Annotated in this window: 20 protein-coding genes, 1 riboswitch and 1 other annotated feature; of the genes, 9 read left to right on the top strand and 11 right to left on the bottom strand. The window is 43.9% G+C overall.

The features are described from left to right. The first annotated feature begins 162 nt into the window (after window positions 1-162). A complete protein-coding gene (gene def, locus IGK61_RS01855) occupies window positions 163-726 on the top strand; it encodes a peptide deformylase (RefSeq protein ID WP_005227211.1) in 564 nt (187 codons plus the stop codon). 78 nt (window positions 727-804) lie between these two features. Here the strand turns inward: def and IGK61_RS01850 are convergent, their stop codons facing one another. The 8 genes from IGK61_RS01850 to IGK61_RS01815 form a co-directional block, all read right to left on the bottom strand. After that, on the bottom strand, window positions 805-2,013 hold the full coding sequence (locus IGK61_RS01850) for a M20 family metallopeptidase (protein ID WP_074535354.1): 1,209 nt from the start codon (window positions 2,011-2,013) through the stop codon (window positions 805-807). A gap of 59 nt (window positions 2,014-2,072) precedes the next feature. Beyond that, on the bottom strand, window positions 2,073-2,912 hold the full coding sequence (locus tag IGK61_RS01845) for a MetQ/NlpA family ABC transporter substrate-binding protein (protein WP_074535355.1): 840 nt from the start codon (window positions 2,910-2,912) through the stop codon (window positions 2,073-2,075). Between the two features lie 52 nt (window positions 2,913-2,964). Beyond that, window positions 2,965-3,645, bottom strand: coding sequence for a methionine ABC transporter permease (locus IGK61_RS01840; protein ID WP_010748680.1), 681 nt, complete (start codon window positions 3,643-3,645; stop codon window positions 2,965-2,967). Beyond that, window positions 3,646-4,722 (bottom strand): methionine ABC transporter ATP-binding protein, encoded by a 1,077-nt coding sequence (locus tag IGK61_RS01835; protein ID WP_010748679.1) that lies wholly within the window; start codon window positions 4,720-4,722, stop codon window positions 3,646-3,648. 359 nt (window positions 4,723-5,081) lie between these two features. Then, window positions 5,082-5,320 (bottom strand) — a binding site (T-box leader). Window positions 5,321-5,373: 53 nt separating this feature from the next. Next, complete coding sequence (locus IGK61_RS01830; protein WP_074535356.1) at window positions 5,374-5,892, bottom strand: cysteine hydrolase family protein; 519 nt, start codon at window positions 5,890-5,892, stop codon at window positions 5,374-5,376. An 11-nt stretch (window positions 5,893-5,903) separates the two neighbouring features. Further along, window positions 5,904-6,428, bottom strand: coding sequence for a transcription repressor NadR (locus tag IGK61_RS01825; RefSeq protein ID WP_005227206.1), 525 nt, complete (start codon window positions 6,426-6,428; stop codon window positions 5,904-5,906). Further along, window positions 6,425-7,273: a chorismate mutase gene (locus IGK61_RS01820; protein ID WP_005227205.1), complete on the bottom strand. Its 849-nt coding sequence runs from the start codon at window positions 7,271-7,273 to the stop codon at window positions 6,425-6,427. Before IGK61_RS01820 ends, IGK61_RS01825 begins: the two co-directional genes overlap by 4 nt. 13 nt (window positions 7,274-7,286) lie before the next feature. Continuing rightward, a complete protein-coding gene (locus tag IGK61_RS01815) occupies window positions 7,287-7,979 on the bottom strand; it encodes an NAD-dependent protein deacylase (protein WP_015508851.1) in 693 nt (230 codons plus the stop codon). 157 nt (window positions 7,980-8,136) lie between these two features. Here IGK61_RS01815 and IGK61_RS01810 point away from each other — a divergent pair, with 157 nt between their 5' ends. Continuing rightward, entirely contained in the window at window positions 8,137-8,805 is a 669-nt protein-coding gene (locus tag IGK61_RS01810) for a response regulator transcription factor (RefSeq protein WP_074535357.1), read from the top strand. Between the two features lie 14 nt (window positions 8,806-8,819). After that, entirely contained in the window at window positions 8,820-9,725 is a 906-nt protein-coding gene (locus IGK61_RS01805; RefSeq protein ID WP_074535358.1) for a sensor histidine kinase, read from the top strand. 73 nt (window positions 9,726-9,798) lie between these two features. Here the strand turns inward: IGK61_RS01805 and IGK61_RS01800 are convergent, their stop codons facing one another. Beyond that, window positions 9,799-10,560 carry an ABC transporter permease gene (locus IGK61_RS01800; RefSeq protein WP_081343860.1) on the bottom strand — a complete coding sequence of 254 codons (762 nt, stop codon included), beginning with the start codon at window positions 10,558-10,560 and terminating at the stop codon, window positions 9,799-9,801. 1 nt (window position 10,561) lies between these two features. Continuing rightward, the gene (locus IGK61_RS01795) at window positions 10,562-11,479 is read right to left on the bottom strand and encodes an ABC transporter ATP-binding protein (RefSeq protein WP_008376231.1); all 918 of its coding nucleotides are present in this window, start codon (window positions 11,477-11,479) and stop codon (window positions 10,562-10,564) included. A 306-nt stretch (window positions 11,480-11,785) separates the two neighbouring features. On the opposite strand from IGK61_RS01795, the gene IGK61_RS01790 reads away from it, so the two are divergent. The 6 genes from IGK61_RS01790 (at window position 11,786) to IGK61_RS01765 (ending at window position 18,761) form a co-directional block, all read left to right on the top strand. Then, complete coding sequence (locus tag IGK61_RS01790; protein ID WP_074535360.1) at window positions 11,786-12,088, top strand: hypothetical protein; 303 nt, start codon at window positions 11,786-11,788, stop codon at window positions 12,086-12,088. Between the two features lie 147 nt (window positions 12,089-12,235). After that, window positions 12,236-12,409: riboswitch (Lysine riboswitch) on the top strand. A gap of 115 nt (window positions 12,410-12,524) precedes the next feature. Beyond that, complete coding sequence (locus IGK61_RS01785) at window positions 12,525-14,114, top strand: ABC transporter permease subunit (protein ID WP_005232337.1); 1,590 nt, start codon at window positions 12,525-12,527, stop codon at window positions 14,112-14,114. An 11-nt stretch (window positions 14,115-14,125) separates the two neighbouring features. Further along, a complete protein-coding gene (locus tag IGK61_RS01780) occupies window positions 14,126-14,860 on the top strand; it encodes an amino acid ABC transporter ATP-binding protein (RefSeq protein ID WP_005227196.1) in 735 nt (244 codons plus the stop codon). Between the two features lie 204 nt (window positions 14,861-15,064). Then, complete coding sequence (gene brnQ / locus IGK61_RS01775; RefSeq protein ID WP_074535362.1) at window positions 15,065-16,417, top strand: branched-chain amino acid transport system II carrier protein; 1,353 nt, start codon at window positions 15,065-15,067, stop codon at window positions 16,415-16,417. Window positions 16,418-16,535: 118 nt separating this feature from the next. Next, on the top strand, window positions 16,536-18,041 hold the full coding sequence (locus IGK61_RS01770; protein ID WP_005227194.1) for a helix-turn-helix domain-containing protein: 1,506 nt from the start codon (window positions 16,536-16,538) through the stop codon (window positions 18,039-18,041). Window positions 18,042-18,401: 360 nt separating this feature from the next. Then, window positions 18,402-18,761, top strand: a complete 360-nt coding sequence (locus tag IGK61_RS01765) for an iron chaperone (RefSeq protein WP_074535363.1) — start codon at window positions 18,402-18,404, stop codon at window positions 18,759-18,761. A gap of 63 nt (window positions 18,762-18,824) precedes the next feature. Here IGK61_RS01765 and IGK61_RS01760 read toward each other — a convergent pair whose 3' ends face one another. Then, a complete protein-coding gene (locus tag IGK61_RS01760) occupies window positions 18,825-19,178 on the bottom strand; it encodes a hypothetical protein (RefSeq protein ID WP_005227192.1) in 354 nt (117 codons plus the stop codon). Between the last annotated feature and the right edge of the window lie 74 nt (window positions 19,179-19,252).

Genomic DNA, 19,252 nt, shown 5'->3' with positions numbered 1-19,252 from the left:
ATTTCATAATTAAATAATTAATATAGAAATATCGTTTCATTTAATAAGAAAGCTTTACCGTTTAAACTTTCTTATGCCCTTCTTTCTACACTTATGGTACACTTTATTAGGAACGAAACTTGCTTTCGTCATTTTTACATAGTAGGAGGAATCACATCATCAATGATTACAATGGATGATATTATTCGCGAAGGCAATCCAACCTTGCGTGAAGTAGCAAAAGAAGTACCTTTTCCTTTGAGCGAAGAAGATATCGCACTAGGAAAAGAAATGATGACCTTTTTAGAAAATAGCCAAGATCCAGTCAAGGCAGAAGAACTTGAATTAAGAGGCGGCGTTGGTCTAGCAGCTCCTCAATTAGATATTTCAAAACGAATCACAGCGGTCCTCGTCCCTAGTAGCGACCCAGAAAAAACAGAACCTGATTTTAAAGATGTTCTATACAACCCCAAAATTTTAAGTCATTCCGTGCAAGAAGCTTGTTTGGGTGAAGGCGAAGGCTGTCTGTCCGTGGACCGTGAAGTCCCTGGCTACGTGGTACGCCATGCCCGGATCACGATCAGCTATTACGACATCAACGGCAAAAAGAAAAAAGTTCGTTTGAAGAACTATCCTGCGATCGTCGTTCAGCATGAGATCGATCATTTGAACGGGGTCATGTTCTACGATCATATCAATCAACAAAATCCTTTTTCATTGAAAGAAGGCATTTTAGTCATCGACTAACTAAAAAGTCTCTACCGACATTTTGCGGCAGAGACTTTTTTTCTATACTATTGACTATCTTCCTTCACGGTTTTGGCATTAATTGCCTTTCGCTAGGCTTTCTTGATGATCGGCTTTGATTTTTTCTAATAACGCTGGCTGCTCAAAAAGGTCTAATGCCGTCAGCGCTAAAAGTTCCGCCGCGATGGCGATCGATTGCAAGCCTTTTTCACTCTTGGCAGCGGCTTTGAATTCTTCCGAATGACCCGCAATGTAGTCATCTGAAATCGAAACGGTGGGTTGGATCGTCGGGATCACTTGACTGACATTGCCGACATCAGACGAACCAAGGCTTGTTTTGGCTTCCGTATCGATCTCATCGGCAGGTACGCCCGCTTCTTGGGCATGGGCGAAGAAGATCTCATCAAAACTTGGTGTCACGATCACATCGTCGACGGAGTTTTGGAACAAACCAAATTCATAGGTCGCTCCCGTAGCTAAAGCGGCTCCTTTTACGATGTTTTCGACTTTCTCGTAGACATCATTCAAGGTTGCTCGATTGGCAGCTCGTAAATAAAAACGACCGGCTGCATATTCTGGCACGACATTGGCTGCCACGCCGCCATCGGTGATTACACCATGAATATTGACGTCTTTTGGTAAATGCAGGCGCAACCCATTGATTCCGTTAAAGACTTGCAGCAATGCTTCTAACGCGTTGATGCCTTTTTCTGGTGCAGCTGCCGCATGGGAAGCCCGACCATAGAACTTGATGTCCACTGGATCATTGGCTAATGAAGCCGTCGTTTTGCCATAGCGATGGGCTGGATGGACACAAAGAGCGGCATCGACATCATCGAAGAACCCTTCACGGACAAAACTGCCTTTAGCGGAACCATTTTCTCCACCTTCTTCTCCTGGCGTCCCATAGACTCGAATCTCCCCGCCTAGCTCATCGATGAAAGGTTGCAGAGCACTGGCAGCTAAGACGGAATAAGTCCCGAAGAGATTGTGTCCGCAGGCATGACCGATGCCAGGTAACGCATCATACTCGGCTAAAAAGGCAATCGTCGGACCCGGTTTCCCACTGACATAGCGGGCATCAAAGCCGGTGCGATGGCCTGCCACATCCTTTTTAACAGCAAAGCCTTCTTTTTCTAATTGGGCGATCAGGGCATCGGCTGAATAAAACTCATAGTTGCTGACTTCTGGGTGATTGTGGATATCTAATGCCAAGTCTTGATAAGCGGCTAAACGCTCTTGGATAAATGGTTTGATGGCTGCTTTCGTAATAGTTGCTGTTGTCATAATCAAATCTCTCCTTTTTATACATGCTTTTTCAGTTTTTTTATCAAATTACATGGTGCTTATTTTGCCCCAAAGGTTTCCCAAGCAGGAACGCTTGATCCTTTTGACGTTTCCTCGATGACTTTTTTCGTATCCTCTGTTTGGTAAGCAGCGACCACTTTTTGGTAAACTTCATTGTCTTCCTCTTCTTTACGGGCGGCAATGATGTTGACGTAAGGACGGGCCGTTTCATCAACAGGCTCTAAAAAGATCGCATCCTCGGTTGGTACAAATCCTGCATCCACCGCCATGCCGCTATTGATGACCGAAACATCGACATCCGAAAGTGCCCGGGCGGTTTGCGCTGCATCAAGTTCTGAAATTTCTAAGTTCAAACGGTTTTCTGTAATATCCGCGACCGTTGGTGTTTGTCCGGCTGCTTCATCCACTTTGATCAATCCAGCTGATTGTAATAAAAGCAATGCCCGACCACCATTGGTCACATCATTAGGGATCGCAACTTTAGCTCCTTCCGCCAAATCGTTGACATCCGTCACTTTGTCGGAATAAACGCCTAATGGCGCATTGACTGTATTGCCGATCGATACGAGATCAGTACCAAATTCTTCATTATAGTTGTCCAAGAAAAATTGGTGTTGGAATGAATTAAGGTCGATGGAACCATCAGCTAAAGCTGCATTGGGTTGATTGTAATCAGAGAATTGGACATATTCTAAATTGATGCCTTCGTCTTTCAAACGATCCTTGACATCATCCCAAACGTCGGTGTCCGCCCCGATCACCCCTAATTTCACCGTCACTTCTTCTTGGTCATTGGCTGCGGCACTGCCATTGTTTCCGCATCCTGTAATAAATAATAATGCTGCCCCTAAGACGATTGATTGTACGATTTTTTTCATTTTTGCTTCCTCCATAGACTTGCTTGATTTTTTATTTGTACGTAAGTGGTGGTCAGTGTGATACTCGTTTAATGAGTAGGTTGCTGACAAATTGACTGATAAAAACGAATACCAAGATGATCAAGGTCGCCATGATCGTGACATCGGTCTGGAATCGGTTGTACCCGCGGGTGATGGCTAAGTTGCCTAAACCACCAGCGCCAACAGCTCCTGCCATGGCGGTCAATCCGATCACATTGATCACGGTCAATGCAGAGACCCGAATGATTCCCGCCACGCCTTCTGGTAAATAGACCCGAAAAATGATACCGAAAGGACTGGTGCCCATCGCTTCAGCTGCTTCTACGACACCGGGGTCAACTTCTAGCAAGGCGATCTCGATCTGCCGAGCAAAGAAGGGGATGATCCCAGCAATCAGAGGAACCAATGCTGCTGTTTCGCCGATAGTCGTTCCAACAAGGAATCGGGTAAAGGTTCCTAGTAACGTTAATAAGATAATAAAGGGGATCGAGCGGACCACATTGATGACTTTATCGAGAAATTCAAAGAGCGGTCGATTTTCTAAAATCCCATTCGGTCGAGTTACTACCAAGACGATCCCTAACAAGATACCTAAGATGCCCGCAATCAAAGAGGTCCAAAAAACCATATACAAGGTTTGGATCGTTGCTGTCACAAATTCATCTTGGATCGCAACAACATTGGGAAAATATCTTTCTAATAAGGCAGCCATCTAAAATCCTCCTTTAATCACATTGTTTAATGGTTCTGCATGATTTTCTTTTAAAATATTGGTGTAAACTCCTTGAGCCTTCAAGTATTCTAAGGCATGTTTACGCTGATGGTATTCGCCAGATAAGCTAACGACTAAGCTGCCGATCGGCACTTCTTGCAAGATCTCCACGTTGCCGTAAAGAATATTGGTGGTCACTTTGTAGCGGCTGTACAATTGGGCGATCAGTGGTTCATTGGTTTGATCGCCAACATAGGACAGCTCCACCAGCCATTCATTTGGTGCCAAGGAAGAAAACTTCGAACTGCCAAGGATCGTTTCTAAGGCTTGGTCGATGTGCGTCGCCGTTCGGATGAAATCTTTGGTCAATGGTTTTTCTGGTTGACTGAAAATCTGAACGCTTGAACCTTGCTCGATGACTTCGCCGTCTTCCATCACTGCCACTTTGTTGCAGATTTCTTTGACGACTTGCATCTCATGAGTAATGATCACGATAGTCAAGCCGAGGGTTCGATTTAATTTTTTCAACAAAGCCAATATCTGTAAGGTCGTTTTCGGATCAAGGGCGCTGGTTGCTTCATCACAAAGCAAGATCTCTGGATCATTCGCTAACGCTCTGGCAATCGCGACCCGCTGTTTTTGTCCTCCAGATAGTTGGCTAGGAAACGCTTGGGCTTTTTCTTCCAATCCCACCAATGCTAACAGCTCGGTTACTTTCTGATGACGTTCCTGTTTGGACCGTCCCCCATATTTTAAGGAGAAATCCACGTTATCAAAAACATTGCGGCTGTCCATCAAGTTGAAGTGCTGAAAGATCATTCCGATCGTTTTCCGTTTTTCTCGCAGGGCTTTCGCAGAAAGCGTGGTCAGCTCGGTACCATTGACGACGACGCTGCCGCTACTTGGGCGCTGCAATAAGTTGATCACACGGACGAGTGTACTTTTCCCGGCGCCTGAGTAGCCCACGATGCCGTAAACGTCCCCTTTGTCGATCTCGATCGATACGTTTTTGACCGCTTGGATCGCGGGTTTCTTTGGTTGATTGAATGTTACTGATATGTCTTTTAATGAAATCATCGTCTTCCCCCTAGTTCTTGTCTTTTTCAATAAAAAAAGGCATCCTCAAACAAGTCACCTGTGACTTGTTTGAGGACGCCTTTTTGCGTGTTACCACCTCAGTTTAAGCTGCACTCACATACAGCTCCTTTTCGAGTACGATCATACTCTAGCCAGATAACGGTCGCTACCGTCGTCGCCTTGCAAACTACTGCTCGGAACGAATCACTCCTTGGCCATTTTCTAAAAGTCGTTTGATGCTTCTTTTCAGCTACCGAAGCTCTCTGTTGAAAAAACGTGCTTTTGTACTTACCAATTCTTCGTGTGTGGTGCTATTTGATTTTAGGTATAAAAAAAGTCCTTTTACCAGCGTTTGCTAGTAAAAGGACGAATACTCGTGTTACCACCTTTTGTTTAGAAGGTTTCCCTTCCCTCAACCCAACGTCTAGTCGTGCTAGAGATTGGTGCACTTTGTAACGGTAGTGCGCATCCGTGATTGCCTACTTATCGACAATCAATCCTCCAAGGCCATTTTTCATCGCTTCTGACTTGACTCTTTCCACCAACCAGAGTCTCTCTTTGAAGTATCCGCGGTTACTTTCCTTCTCAACAGATTCATTATTCTTGTTGAAGAGTACTTTACTGGAAAATGAACGCCTTGTCAACAAAAAATCACAATTTTTTCATCTGAGGATTTGCCAAGACTTCCGCAAAGCGTCCTTGCCAGATCATTTCGTACCAATCAATGATTTCAGCTGCTGATCGTCCTCGGCTTGGATACGTCGTTGTGGCTTGGGCATACACGACGTTTTGATAACCCAGACCATGCGCAAATTTGATCGTGCCATCAAGGCAATATTCCGTCTGAGCACCAGCAAATTCGATACTACGCACTTGGTTTGTCTGTAAGGCCGCTTGTAGATCTGTTTGAAAAAAACTATTGGCGTGTTTTTTTCGAATCAAACGATCCGTTGGTTCATAGGCCAATGCTGGGTGCAGTTGCCATGCTTTGCTACCGTAGGGCAACGTCTCCTCTTCATGCTGAACAAAAATAACTGGTTTTTCTTCTTTACGATATCGTTGGATTCGTTGGTTGACGAACAGCAATAATTCCGACAAATGGTCAATTGTTTGGTCATTTGTTTGACAGACCCCATTTTGCAAGTCAATGATCAATAAGACATCTTGCATCACTTCACTCCTCAATTTTGGTAGAGCATGCCTTTTTCTGCTAACTGTTGTTTGGCTTTTTCCAGAGCCGCAGGATCGGTGTAGCGCAACGTATGCAAGTGTACCCCATTGGTTAAATCTGAGAGCAAGCGGGCTTCTGCATGTTTGGTTTTGTTGATGAAATCAGTCACGTCTTGGTCTGTTTGAATCTGCAAATTGCCAGTGATTTCTCCATAGATCTCATGCTCAACGATGACATCGACCACTTCCACACCACAAGCGACAAAGATGCGCAATTCTTCTTCCGTTTGTTCAGGTCGATGCTGCACTGCTAGCTTACTTACATGTCCTGCCTCATCCAACAGCGCTTGCAGACGATAGCCGCGAGCCGTAGCCACAATCGCTTCACCAGCTGCTCGCAATAAGGCAATGTCCCCAACGATGATTTGACGGCTGACTCCGAGGGATTCTGCCAGTTTGCTGGCACTGATCGCTTTGTCCGCTTGCTTCAATGCCGCTAAAATGTTTTCTCGACGTGTTCCTCCATCCATACTCATTCCTCCAATTGATTCTCTTGATAGGTTTTTGAGTGGTTCATAATTGATTGAAACATAGCCAAAATCGTTTCTTCATAGGCTTGATTAGAAATCGCCTGCCGAATGTTTTCCAGCACTTTCTCTTCACGATTTTCATCTAATACAGGCAATTGACTGCTTTTCTTCAATTGTACGATTTCGTTGACCGTGCTCATACGTTTTTCCAAAAGATGCGTGAGTTGCCAATCAATGTCATCGATCGCTGCCCGCTGAACAGCCAAGGGATCTTGCTGGTTGTTTTCTTCTTCTAAATCGATCGTCTTGATGACCCGTGCTGGATTTCCCGCCAACACAACATTGTCTGGGAATGATTTGGTAACGACACTGCCAGCGCCTACCACGACATTGTTGCCTAAGCGGACCCCTGGCAAAATCGTGGCCGCACCACCGATCCATGCGTTGTCGCCAATCACGATCGGTGCCCCTAATTCTAAGCCGCTGTTTCGTTTGACCGGATGTAATGGATGAGTCGCCGTAAACAACCGAACATTGGGTGCCAGCATACAATTGTCGCCAAAGGTAATCGGGCAAACATCTAGTAACACACAGTCGTAGTTAGCATAGAAGTTTTTGCCGACAGAAATATTGTAGCCATAATCAAAACGGACATTCGGTTCGATATAGATTCGACCAGTCACAGAGCCGAAAGTTTCTTTTAGTAACTGCTCTTTGATTTTTGTATCAGTTTCTTGGTTGATCAGGTTCATTTGTTCACGGGCATATTTTCGATCTGCCACCAATTCTGGATCTGGGGAAAAGTACAATTCGCCAGCAATCATTTTCTCTTTTTCGGTACGTTGTGTCATATCATAAACTCCTTCATTCAATTTTCTGGAAAAACGTTTCGGCTGCTGCGGTCAACATGCCATATTCATTCGGGATCGCCAATGGTTCCTTATTGATGACCAACACCTGCTGGCTGTAATCGACTAACCCTGCAAAAGGATAGACTTGCAGCGAAGTCCCCACGACCACCGTCAGGTCGGCTTGAGCAACGGCTTGAATGGCTCCTTCAATGGTTTCATCAGTAAATCCTTCCCCGTAAAGCACGATCGCTGGCCGAATCTGACCACCGCACCCTGCATGGTGCCAATCTTGTAAATACGCTTGCCAAGGTACCTGATTGCCGCATTTTCGGCAATAACAGTTGTACAAGGAGCCGTGAAAATCGATTCTTTGGTGACTGCCTGCTTTTTCATGCAAGCCATCGATGTTTTGCGAAACGACCCAGACAGTTTTCTTCGCTTGCAGCTCAGCCATTTTTTGATGAATGATATTAGGCTGTGCTTGAGGATGGTAGAGGTGCTTGACGAATTGATAAAATGTTTCCGGTTCGTTTTCTAAACAGTCATGGCTTAACAAATACTCTGGCTGTGCCACTCCTTGATAGACCCCTTTTAAGGAACGGTAATCAGGAATGCCCGATGGGGTCGAAACACCAGCCCCCGTCAAAAAGGTCACGGATGATGCGGCGGTGACCGCTGCGATTGCTTGCTCAATAGATACCTTCATCGTTCTAACTTCCTTTATGGCTTTTCTCTTATTCTAACCGAAAAAGAACCGTTTTTGCGAAAAATCAGCCATTTTCTTTTTTAAAAGCAACTAATGCTTTTTCGTGCGGAATTGCTTATAATAGATGCAACAAATGCAAGGAGTATGGGAAAACCAAATGAAAATTTTGATTATCGAAGACAACAATGAGATCAGCGAAATGTTGGCTACTATTTTAGCAGCTGACTATACCGTCCAGCAAGCCTATTCAGGCACGGAAGGTCTGCTACTTTTTCAGCAAGATGCTTTCGACTTGATTTTGCTAGATCGAATGCTCCCTGGTAAAGATGGGACACAAGTCTTGCAAGAGATTCGCCAAACCTCCACGGTCCCCGTCATTATCTTGACTGCCTTAGATGAACCAGCCGATGTTTCCACCCTTTTGCTGGCAGGTGCCAATGATTACTTGACCAAACCCTTCAATGTCGAAGAATTAAAAGCCCGTATCATTGTTCAGTTGCGAACAAATAAACAAACCCCTCCAGTTGCCAGCAGCCACTCGTATAAAAACATTCAACTGTTGCCTGACTCGTTTCAGCTGCAACGAGGAGAGGCAACGGTTCAGTTAAAGAAAAAGGAGTTTGAGATTTTTTCCCTGCTCTTAGCCAACCCCAAAAAAGTTTATACCAAAGAAATGCTCTATGAAGCTGTTTGGCAAGAACCTTACTACGGTGAAGAAAACACGATCAATGTCCATATCAGCCATTTACGCAGCAAAATCAAAACACTCGATCCAGAGGAAGCGTATATCGATACTGTCTGGGGCATCGGCGTCAAGCTAGCTTAAAAAGGAGGAACCTCATGCATATACTTCAGTTTTTCGCCGCTCTGATCGTTGTGTTATTGTTGGGCTATTGGTTTTTCTTACTTTATGATCTAAAAAAGTACCACCAGCAATTAGCAAGAATCAGCGAAATCGAAACAAATCAAGAGATCCATTTGCAGACCCGCGTCCCCGCTTTAAAGGCGATCGCTTTGTTAAACAATCAGATACTTAGAAAAAATAAGCAGCAGCACTATCAAATGCTGCAAGAAAACCAGCAGTTGGAACAAGCCATTCAAAATATCTCTCACGACTTACGCACACCTTTGACGGTCGCCAGCGGTTACACACAACTGCTGCAAGCCGATGCGACCCTCACCCCGCAACAACTACAGCTGCTGGATAAAGTCAGCAGCAACCTAGAAAAAGTCGAAAATCATCTGGAACAGTTGTTGACCTATCAGCGTCTCAAAGACAATCAGCTCGCTTTGACTTTGGAAGAATTCAATCTTTCTCGTTTATTGGAAGAAGAACTGCTCCAGCTTTATCCTTCTTTTGAGGAAAACCATTTATCACTGACGGTTGCGATCCAACCCAACATCATGATCATTTCAGATAAAAAAAGCTGGCAACGAATTTTCCAAAATGTCCTTGGTAACCTGCTGGAACATGGCAGTGAAACGGGGACGATCCGCTTGAATCAGCAAGGAGATCGTATCGTTTTCCAACAAGAAAATCAGCTGAGGACACCGATCCAGCACCCAGAAAAATTGACTCACCGCTTTTATACGGAAGACCTTTCACGGCATAAACAGCAAGCCGGACTTGGTCTGTATATCATCGCGGCATTGACTAATACATTAGACGGCAAGATCCAATTGGATACAACCGAAGAGACGTTTCGTTTGACCCTTTTTTGGCAGCAGTCCGTTGAACCCCACTAACTCATGGCTATACACAAAAAACACCCAATCGCTCGACCTTCACTAGTCGATACGGTTGGGCGTTTTTCTGCTCTTACAATTCTTGTCTCTTAAACACCAGATGCGCAGCCAAGAGGCAAAGCAATAAACTGATCAGGCTCCCAAGAAAAATGGGTTGGACTGTTTTCCATGTTTGGAAAGTAGTCATGGTCACCATCTCTAACCCGCCTTGAAAGTCCAAGTATTCTAAAAACTTCCAGTTGGGTAAAGAGATTCGGGCAATCGCAAAGGCCATCGGAATAAAAATCGTCGCCAACACGCTGACCGCTGTATTTTTGGTCAAATACAAAACTAGCACTGCAAAAGAGGAAGTCGCTAATAAAATCAGTACAAAACTAACGAAATAATACAACAAGTTTTCTATCTGTGAAAGGTCATTATAACCAATCCCCCCAATAACCGTTCCCGCTACAAAGCTCACCAAACAAATCGCGACGATCTGTAAGACCAGCACCAATGTATAAACCAAGAATTTCCCAAAAAGATAAGCGGGTTTGGAGACACCAACGGTAATGATATTCTTCATGGTCCCTTTCGTGTACTCACTGCCTAAGACCTGCATCACCAATGGCAAGGAGTAATACAGCAACATGGAAGACAGACTGGTCTGGATCGCCAGAAAGCCAGTCATTTCCGTAAGGCTGCCTGCTGTTTGCGTACTATCCCCAAGAGTGACCCCTACACTACCATTGGAAACAACGGATAAAATCACCAACAATAAAATAATTCCTTCTGTGATCCAAAAACTTTTACTTCTTGATAAACGATACAAATCGGCTCGAATAAAATTCAACATCTTAATTTCCCCCTTCACTTGTTACTAACTCTTTGAAATACGACTCTAGATTTTCCCCTTCAAAAGAAATCCGGTCGATAGCGATCCCTTCATAAACCAGCTGACGGACCAGGTCACGAATCAACACATTCTCTTGATAAATATGAATTTTGTGGTCACTGACGACTTTATATTCGGAAATCAGCTGACTCTCTAGCAAGCGGCTAGCTGTGGCTACATCATCCACTTCTAATTGAATAAACCGTTTCGCCATCAGATCGAATTCGTGTTTGGTCATCTCTTTGATCAGACGCCCCTCACTAATGACCCCAAAACGTGTAGCCACTAAGTACAACTCTTCTAAAATATGACTGGAAATCAAAATCGTCATGCCGCGTTCTTGATTCAATCGTAAAAGCAGCTCCCGAAACTCAACGATCGCTACAGGATCCAGGCCATTGATCGGCTCATCTAGTATTAGAAAATCCGGTTGGTTCAATAAAGCGATGGCTAAGCCTAGCTTTTGTTTCATACCCAAAGAAAAATCACGGTATTTCTTGTGGCCAACATTGGTCAATCCGACAAACGCCAATGCTTTACTGACCGCCTCAGGTTCCACCACCCCGCTGATTTTGCAATAATAGTTCAAATTTTGCTCTGCGGTCAATTGGTCGTAAGCAACTGGGGTCTCAATCACATTACCGACCCGTTTCAGCATCTGAGTGTACACTTTGCCGCCTTCAACATCAAACAACTGCAGACTGCCACTAGTTGGTTGGATCAACTGAACGATCGCTTTTAATAGGGTCGTCTTCCCAGCACCATTTCTCCCCACCAATCCATAAATATCTCCCTTAGCGATCGTTAGATCGACATCATGTAACGCCTGCTGTTTGCCGTAACGTTTGTTTAATCCTTTGATTTTAAGAACATTTTCCATTTTTACTTCCTCCTTGCTTGCTTCTGTGCTCATTCTAGCAAGCAGATCTAAATCAGCTATTAACTAATTATTAATTGATTCTTAACTCGTAGTTTTCTGCAAAAAACAGTTTATTTCTATTATACACAGCTGAAAATGAACCGATCTAGAAAAACCGTCCCTTTTCAGCAAACCAACCAATAGCAGATGATCTTTTCATTACTGCTTTTGCTCTTTGTTTTTTGCCTCACAAAGAAAGAGATTCCTTCATGACAAGGAACAAAAAACGTGGTAAACTAGTCACGAATCAAAGTGAGGTGAAATACATTGGTAGCAGCTATTATTTATTGGGCAATGATCATTATCAGTTTCGGTTGGTTGACAGTCAGCTTATATTTCTCTATCTTCTATTTAGCACGTAAAGAAAATGGCAATTTATGGGCATTCGGCTTTTTAAATGTCATCACAGCAATCATTCAAGCCATCGTCCTTGTGGTTTACCGTACCTTCGGACAAGATTGGGGCGTTACACAATACTCAAGCCTCATCTATCTAGCACTTGGCTTATTGCTTGCTTTGACAGTCATCCAAGCTGTTTTAGGCCGTGAACCAAAAGCGAAAGTCGCTTAAGGGTTCCAATAGACACTCGTAAAAACGATCCGCTTTCTCTTTGATAAAAATAGGGAAATGGTCGTTTTTTTGTTAAAAAGAATTGACATTTGGGTGCTTTTCTTCTAAACTCTGAGAAGAATCAAATTAAATACGAGTACCCTTTAACATTTAGGTAGAGGTCGCGAGGTTCATTAATCCTGCTGAGTGAAGCAACACGTTTACAGCAGAGCTAGGGAACATCGCCGAAACAAGGTCGGTTTTGCTTGCATCGATTTTGTTGGGCCGCAAATGAACAATTTGCGGACTGTCTTAGCTTGTCTAAGTTGCGCTATGTTTTGTGAAAGGTTTGTCGACGATGACCTGTCAACAGCCGTTTTCCAATCATGGAGTACGGCTGTTTTTTTGCTTTTTCATCCTTACCTGCTTGTCCAACTCGTGAAAGGAAAGAGAAAAAATGAAAAAAAATAATTGGATCTGGGCAGTCTTCGCCCTCTGTCTAACCCTCATTCAGCTGCCCCTAACCGTGCAAGCGGATGACCAAACACCTGCGGAACAATTCCGTGTCGGTATGGAGGCAGGCTATGCCCCATTTAACTGGACGCAAACGACGGACGCCAATGGTGCCGTGCCGATTTCTGGGGAAGAAGGCTCGGCGTTTGCCGGCGGTTACGATGTCCAGATCGCCAAACGAATCGCTGAAGGCTTAGGCAAAGAATTAGTGATCGTCAAAACTCAATGGGACGGTTTGCCGCCAGCTTTGCAAGCGGGGACTATCGATGCCGTCATCGCTGGTATGTCACCAACGGCCGAACGCCGCGAGCAAATTGATTTTACCGATCCTTACTATGAATCCGACTTGGTGGTCGTAGTACGTAAAGATGGCGAGTTCGCCGATGCCAAAAGCCTCGCTGATCTTTCGGGGGCAAAAATCACTGCCCAGCTGAATACTTTCCATTATACGGTCATTGATCAAATCCCTGAGGTCCAAAAAGAACAAGCCATGCGGGACTTCTCCTCCATGCGCGTTGCTTTAGCTTCGGGCATCATTGACGGCTACGTCAGCGAACGTCCAGAAGGCGTCACTGCCGTCGGTGCAAATCCTGATTTGAAGATGGTCGAGTTCGATGAAGGGGCTGGTTTTGAAACCAATCCAGAAGACGTCCAAGTAGCAGTCGGGATGCGCAAAGGCGATCCCGATGTTGAAAAAGTCAATGAGATCCTTGCAGGAATCTCTGAAGAAGAACGGGTTTCCCTGATGGATCAAGCAGTCTTAGATCAGCCTGCAGATGCCAGCGGAGAAACGGCGGATCAAGGCCTGATCGCTGATTTCAAAAAAATCATTGATGATTACGGCATGCTCTTTTTACGAGGCGCTGGCTTGACCTTATTCATCGCGATCCTTTCAACGATCATCGGATTGATCATCGGTCTTTTAGTCGGTATCTTTCGGACATTGCCGCTTTCAGAAAATCCAGTAGGACGTTTCTTCCAACGAATCGTCAACGGCCTGCTGACCATCTATATCGAAGTTTTCCGCGGTACCCCAATGATGGTTCAGGCAATGGTTATTTTCTACGGAACGGCTCTAGCCTTTGGTGTCTCCATGAATCGCACGCTGGCAGCTGTGCTGATCGTTTCTATCAATACGGGTGCCTACATGTCTGAAATCGTTCGTGGGGGGATTTTTGCTGTAGATGACGGCCAATTTGAAGCAGCTCAAGCCATCGGAATGACCCATTGGCAAACCATGATCAAAGTCGTGTTGCCGCAAGTAATGCGCAATATTTTACCAGCTACCGGAAATGAGATCATTATCAATATCAAAGATACTGCTGTCTTAAGTGTCATCAGTGTTGCGGACCTCTTCTTCCAAGGTACATCAGCCGCTGGAACGAACTTCCAATACTTCCAAACATTTGCGATCATCGGTGTGATCTACTTAGTCTTGACCATCAGTGCCACCCAGATCTTGCGCTTTGTTGAACGCAAAATGGACGGTCCCAGTGCGTATGTCAAATTAGAAGACATCAACCCGAACGAATAAGGAGGAAGAACATGTCAGCAATCATTGAAATTGACCATTTAAAAAAGAGTTTTGGTGACAACGAAGTCTTAAAAGACATCAGTTTGTCTGTTAATAAAGGAGAAGTTGTCACGATCATCGGTTCTTCTGGTTCAGGAAAATCTACACTTCTTCGCTGCATCAACTTATTAGAAAAACCAACCAGTGGGCAAATCATCTACTTAGGTGAAAATGTGCTGGAAAAAGGCTATGACTTGCCGAAATACCGTACGCATCTAGGAATGGTTTTCCAATCCTTTAACCTATTCAACAATATGAATGTATTAGAAAACTGCGTGACGGGCCAAGTCACTGTTTTGAAACGTGATCGCAAAGAAGCAGAAGCGACTGCCAAAGAAAATCTGGAGCAAGTCGGTATGGCTCAATATGCCAATGCCAAGCCTTCCCAGCTTTCAGGTGGACAAAAACAACGGGTAGCCATTGCCCGTGCCTTATCGATGAATCCAGATGTCATGTTGTTTGATGAGCCGACTTCTGCGCTAGATCCAGAAATGGTCGGTGAAGTGTTGAAGACCATGAATACGTTAGCTCATACTGGCTTGACGATGGTGATCGTTACCCACGAAATGGGCTTTGCCAAAGAAGTGTCTGATCGGGTCATCTTTATGGATCAAGGTGTCATTGCCGAACAAGGGACGCCTGAAGATATCTTTATTCATCCAAAAGAGCAACGCACCAAAGAATTCCTTTCCCGTGTGTTGAATTAATTTTCTGTCTTGAAACACTTAGCGATCTTCTTCCGAGCTTTTTCGTCCTTTTTCAGTACGCTTGGAAGAATTCAATGCTAAGTGTTTTTTTATTGCAGGAGGAGGAATTGTCAGAATTTATCAAAAAATCACAAAAAACCATTGCTATTTGTTAGAAACTTTGTTATTTTTTTTAAAACTAAGGAATTATAGGAGCTTTCATTTATGGAAAAAAAGTTACAGTTTAAGGATTATATGTATGTTGGATCAATGCTTTTCGGTCTTTTCTTTGGTGCCGGAAATCTGATTTTCCCCGTTCACATGGGACAAGAAGCTGGCGCGAATGTCGGCTTAGCCAACCTTGGCTTTTTAGTTACAGGGATCGGCTTGCCATTTTTAGGGGTCATTGCAATTGGCGTTTCCCAAAGCAGCGGTGTTTTTGAATTAGCTTCTCGGATCAATCGCCGCTATGCAATGATATTTACGATTTTGCTTTATTTAGTGATTGGGCCATTCTTTGCTTTGCCCCGTTTGGCTACCACTTCTTATGAGATCGGGATCGCTCCCCATGTTTCGTCTGACATGCAAACTTGGTTATTGGCGTTGTTTTCTGCCCTCTTCTTTGGCGCTGCCTGGTGGTTTTCTCGTAAACCAAGCAAAATCTTAGATTATGTAGGGAAATTTTTGAATCCATTATTTCTGGTCTTACTAGGCGTTTTGCTGTTTTTTGCTTTTTGGCAACCTCTAGGAACCATCAGCGATGCGCCGATCTATCCTAGCTATCAAAGCGATGCTTTCTTTACTGGTTTCACCAACGGTTACAATACCCTTGATGCGCTGGCATCTTTAGCCTTCGGGATCATCATCGTCTCGACGATTCGTAATATGGGGGTTGAAAAACCCACGACAGTCGCAAAAGACACGATCCTTTCTGGTTCTGTCAGCATCGTGTTGATGGGGATCATCTATACCTTACTTTCTTATATGGGAACCAAAAGTCTAGGGCAATTTCCTATCAGCGAAAACGGTGGGATCGCTTTGGCACAAATCGCCAACCACTACCTTGGCACTGTTGGCAGTCTGCTGTTGGCTTTGATCGTTATCTCCGCTTGTTTAAAAACTGCCATTGGTTTGATCACGGCTTTTTCCGAAACCTTTGCTGGATTGTTTCCCAAGCAAAGCTACGGGTTCTTTATCGCTTTGACAAGTATCTTGCCAGCGATCTTCGCCAATGTCGGCTTGACCAATATCATCGAGTTTTCTATTCCAGTCTTGATGTTTATCTATCCACTGGCGATCACGTTGATTTTGTTGGCGATCATCAGTCCCTTGTTTCATCATCGTGCCAGTGTCTATCGAATGACGACATACTTCACATTGATCGCTGCAATCATCGACGGCTTAAATGCAAGTCCTGCAGTGATTACCAACAATGCTTTCGTGCAAGGAATCTTGTCTTTTGCATCAGATTATCTGCCTTTCTTCCAAATCGGGATGGGGTGGGTCGTACCGGCTGCGATCGGATTTTTGATCGGTTTGCTATGGTCGTGGTTCAAAAAAGACCCTGTTTCAGCCTAAATTAGTTAAAAAGATGAAAATAACCTACCTTTTTTTAAAGGGTAGGCTATTTTTTTGATTAAAAAGACTGACAGTTTCGTAAAAAAAAGATACAATAGAGCCACAAAGGAGGATACCTATGTTTTATGAAGAACTTATGATGGACCCGCAAACATTAATTAAATTTAAAATATTCCGGCGTATGCTGACTCTGCAAAACCCTAGCCACCCAATCGCACAATTGGCAAAGGAAATGGAGTTAAGCTACCAACAAGCTTTTATAGAGTTGACTGAGATCGACCAAGATCTAACTGAGTTAACTCCGGATCATATGTCGATACTCGGTCGTGGCGGTAAATTACAGCCTCAGAATATCGCGGTAACGATCGATGAATACCGCTTCTATTTATTGAATAAAAGCGTTCCGTTCTTATATGTTCTTTACATGCTGAATGAAGACCATCCTACGATCACGGATTTTTGTGCAAAATACGATGTCAGTCGTTCAACGGTGTCTCGCAAATTTGAACATCTAAAAAAACATTTGAAGCAATTTCAGCTTCGCTTTACGTACACTGAATCAAACTTGGTGGGCGATGAGCGTCTTGTGCGGCTCTCCCTATTCAATATCATTTGGTTAGGTACTCGTGGAATAGAATGGCCATTTGCGATCGCTGAGAGTGAGACAGAAAAAATGGTGGATCGATTCACGGAGTACTTCCCAATGACTCATTCTTATCTTGGCCGATTAGAGTTGAAATATTTCGCCGCCTTGATTCTTTTACGAATCAAAAAAGGAAATTTTGCCAAATACGACAAGCGGTACAATTTCCTAATGAAAAATAATCCATATTTCGATTTTGAGCGTTTGACACAAGTCGTTGATCCTGAAGTTTCAATGACAGACAAACAATTAAAAGGCGAATCAGGGTTTATTTATTTGATGGCGCAAATCTTCCCATTCTATTTGAGTCCTGAAGAAGAAGCGTTGCAACAAACCTTGCAATTCTTTTCAAGCAAACAAAACCCAGTTTATCCATTAGTCGCAGACTTGTTAGCAGAGATGAAAGCAACCTTCTTTGCTTCACAACCTGGCCTGTTAGACGAGCCATTGGTCGTGGGCAATTTAATCAATGTGACTTTCGGCAACTACGTTTTCCGTCAGCCGTTTCCAAATATCTATCGCTTGCTGACGCCATCGATCAATCGCGGGTCTGCTGAAGAGCAGCTGCAGCAAAAAATCGATGAATTCTTAACGAGTTATCGCGAAGAATCCGCGGTGGACTATATCAACGATGAAAACCAAGAGCAGATGGCAACGATGTATACCCACGCCCTGCTGCCGTTTTATGATCAAATCCGTTATTCGAATCGTTTACGGGTAGGGGTTGCGTTAGAAGACAATTTCTTAGTCGTTCAAGGATTGAATCAATTCTTACATGACTTGACCTTCGTAGCAGCAGAACCTTATGATCTAAACCAGCAAGAAAACTATGATGTCATCGTTAGTTCCAATCAGTTGATGAAAAAACTCAAACCAGAAAAAATGAGTTATATTTGGGATTATGCGGCAGATGATCGGCAATACATTGATTTGTATCGTACCTTGAAAAACCGTTTTGATGAAAAGAACCTTTCTCTGTAATCAAACCGTTACGGTTTCTTAAGAACTTCCGAAAAGATTTGTCACAAAATATTCATATTTATCTCGTATACTCTATGTATACCAACAAACAACCCTAACTAACACTTTTTCATTTTTAACTCCTTCCCGTCGGCCACCCACCGACGGGTCTTTTTTTACTTCTTTTCGCAGCCAGCAAACTTAAACACTTTCCAATCTTTTCTCCACAAAAAATTCATATTTGGACAGTATAGTATACATAACCCAACAAACAACCCTAACTAACACTTTTCATTTTTACTCCTTGCCTGTCAGCTACCCACTGACAGGCTCCTTTTTTTCTTATGGGGTTTGCCGTATACTAAAGGCAGGAGGTGTCCTATGACAAAAGCCATTACGACAGTTGACCAATACATTGCAGCAGCTCCAGCAGAACGACAAGCGATTTTAAGAAAGGTCCGTCAAACCATCAAAGCCGTTTTACCTGAAGCGGTTGAAAAAATCAGTTATCAAATGCCTACCTATCATCAGGGAGAAACTATCGTGCATTTTGCCTGCGCCAAACAGCATCTTGGCTTTTATCCCACACCTTCTGCGATCACGGCCTTCCAAGAAGACCTACAACCCTACAAAACCAGTAAAGGGGCGGTTCAGTTTCCTTTTGCACAGCCGATCCCTTACGAACTGATCGCTGTGATGACCGCTTGGCGACTCGCAGAAGTCAAAAACAAGCACGCTTAACCAGCAATAAAAAAACCGCTGTGTCTAATGACGCAGCGGTTTTTTTGCTATGCACAGGCTTGTCTACAAGCCAGGTTTTGTATTCAAGGTGCTAACTTTCAGCACATGATGCAGGGGAATAATCCGCAGCTGCTGACGGTCGCTTTGTAATTTCAAGACAACTTGTTCTTTTGCTACCGTTTTGCCGACGATCCAGCCGGTAACGGTTTCAAAACCACCCAATTTCTCTGTTTTTACTTGCAGCACGACCAGGTGCTTGGCAGCGGCTGCCTCTTGCAGCGTTCGCTGGATTTCTTTGACTTTTTCAGACTGATTCTTCTTGTCAGCATCATCACTGAAAAAGGTATCCAGCAACGTTGTGGATGTCATCACAATGAGTTTGCCCAATTGTTTGATGGGCGATGGTTTCTTTTCCATTGGACATTCCTTTCTGCGCGTTGCAGCAGTTTATAAAAACCACACATACGTTCGCATTTCCATGGTTCTATTTT

This window comes from Enterococcus sp. AZ063 (assembly GCF_051715045.1).
GTDB lineage: Bacteria > Bacillota > Bacilli > Lactobacillales > Enterococcaceae > Enterococcus_D > Enterococcus_D casseliflavus.
The sequence above is the reverse complement of the archived record's forward strand: the minus strand, read 5'-3'. Positions and strand labels throughout refer to the sequence as shown.

Bases quoted from the DNA above. Each gene is read 5' to 3' on its own strand.
- IGK61_RS01810 (WP_074535357.1), top strand. From the start codon at position 8,137: ATGAAAATTTTGATTATCGAAGACAACAATGAGATCAGCGAAATGTTG.
- IGK61_RS01840 (WP_010748680.1), bottom strand. From the start codon at position 3,645: ATGGCTGCCTTATTAGAAAGATATTTTCCCAATGTTGTTGCGATCCAA.
- IGK61_RS01785 (WP_005232337.1), top strand. From the start codon at position 12,525: ATGAAAAAAAATAATTGGATCTGGGCAGTCTTCGCCCTCTGTCTAACC.
- IGK61_RS01765 (WP_074535363.1), top strand. From the start codon at position 18,402: ATGACAAAAGCCATTACGACAGTTGACCAATACATTGCAGCAGCTCCA.
- IGK61_RS01825 (WP_005227206.1), bottom strand. From the start codon at position 6,428: ATGAGTATGGATGGAGGAACACGTCGAGAAAACATTTTAGCGGCATTG.
- IGK61_RS01805 (WP_074535358.1), top strand. From the start codon at position 8,820: ATGCATATACTTCAGTTTTTCGCCGCTCTGATCGTTGTGTTATTGTTG.
- IGK61_RS01815 (WP_015508851.1), bottom strand. From the start codon at position 7,979: ATGAAGGTATCTATTGAGCAAGCAATCGCAGCGGTCACCGCCGCATCA.
- def (WP_005227211.1), top strand. From the start codon at position 163: ATGATTACAATGGATGATATTATTCGCGAAGGCAATCCAACCTTGCGT.
- IGK61_RS01760 (WP_005227192.1), bottom strand. From the start codon at position 19,178: ATGGAAAAGAAACCATCGCCCATCAAACAATTGGGCAAACTCATTGTG.
- IGK61_RS01845 (WP_074535355.1), bottom strand. From the start codon at position 2,912: ATGAAAAAAATCGTACAATCAATCGTCTTAGGGGCAGCATTATTATTT.
- IGK61_RS01770 (WP_005227194.1), top strand. From the start codon at position 16,536: ATGTTTTATGAAGAACTTATGATGGACCCGCAAACATTAATTAAATTT.
- IGK61_RS01800 (WP_081343860.1), bottom strand. From the start codon at position 10,560: ATGTTGAATTTTATTCGAGCCGATTTGTATCGTTTATCAAGAAGTAAA.
- IGK61_RS01820 (WP_005227205.1), bottom strand. From the start codon at position 7,273: ATGACACAACGTACCGAAAAAGAGAAAATGATTGCTGGCGAATTGTAC.
- IGK61_RS01850 (WP_074535354.1), bottom strand. From the start codon at position 2,013: ATGACAACAGCAACTATTACGAAAGCAGCCATCAAACCATTTATCCAA.
- IGK61_RS01780 (WP_005227196.1), top strand. From the start codon at position 14,126: ATGTCAGCAATCATTGAAATTGACCATTTAAAAAAGAGTTTTGGTGAC.
- brnQ (WP_074535362.1), top strand. From the start codon at position 15,065: ATGGAAAAAAAGTTACAGTTTAAGGATTATATGTATGTTGGATCAATG.
- IGK61_RS01835 (WP_010748679.1), bottom strand. From the start codon at position 4,722: ATGATTTCATTAAAAGACATATCAGTAACATTCAATCAACCAAAGAAA.
- IGK61_RS01830 (WP_074535356.1), bottom strand. From the start codon at position 5,892: ATGCAAGATGTCTTATTGATCATTGACTTGCAAAATGGGGTCTGTCAA.
- IGK61_RS01795 (WP_008376231.1), bottom strand. From the start codon at position 11,479: ATGGAAAATGTTCTTAAAATCAAAGGATTAAACAAACGTTACGGCAAA.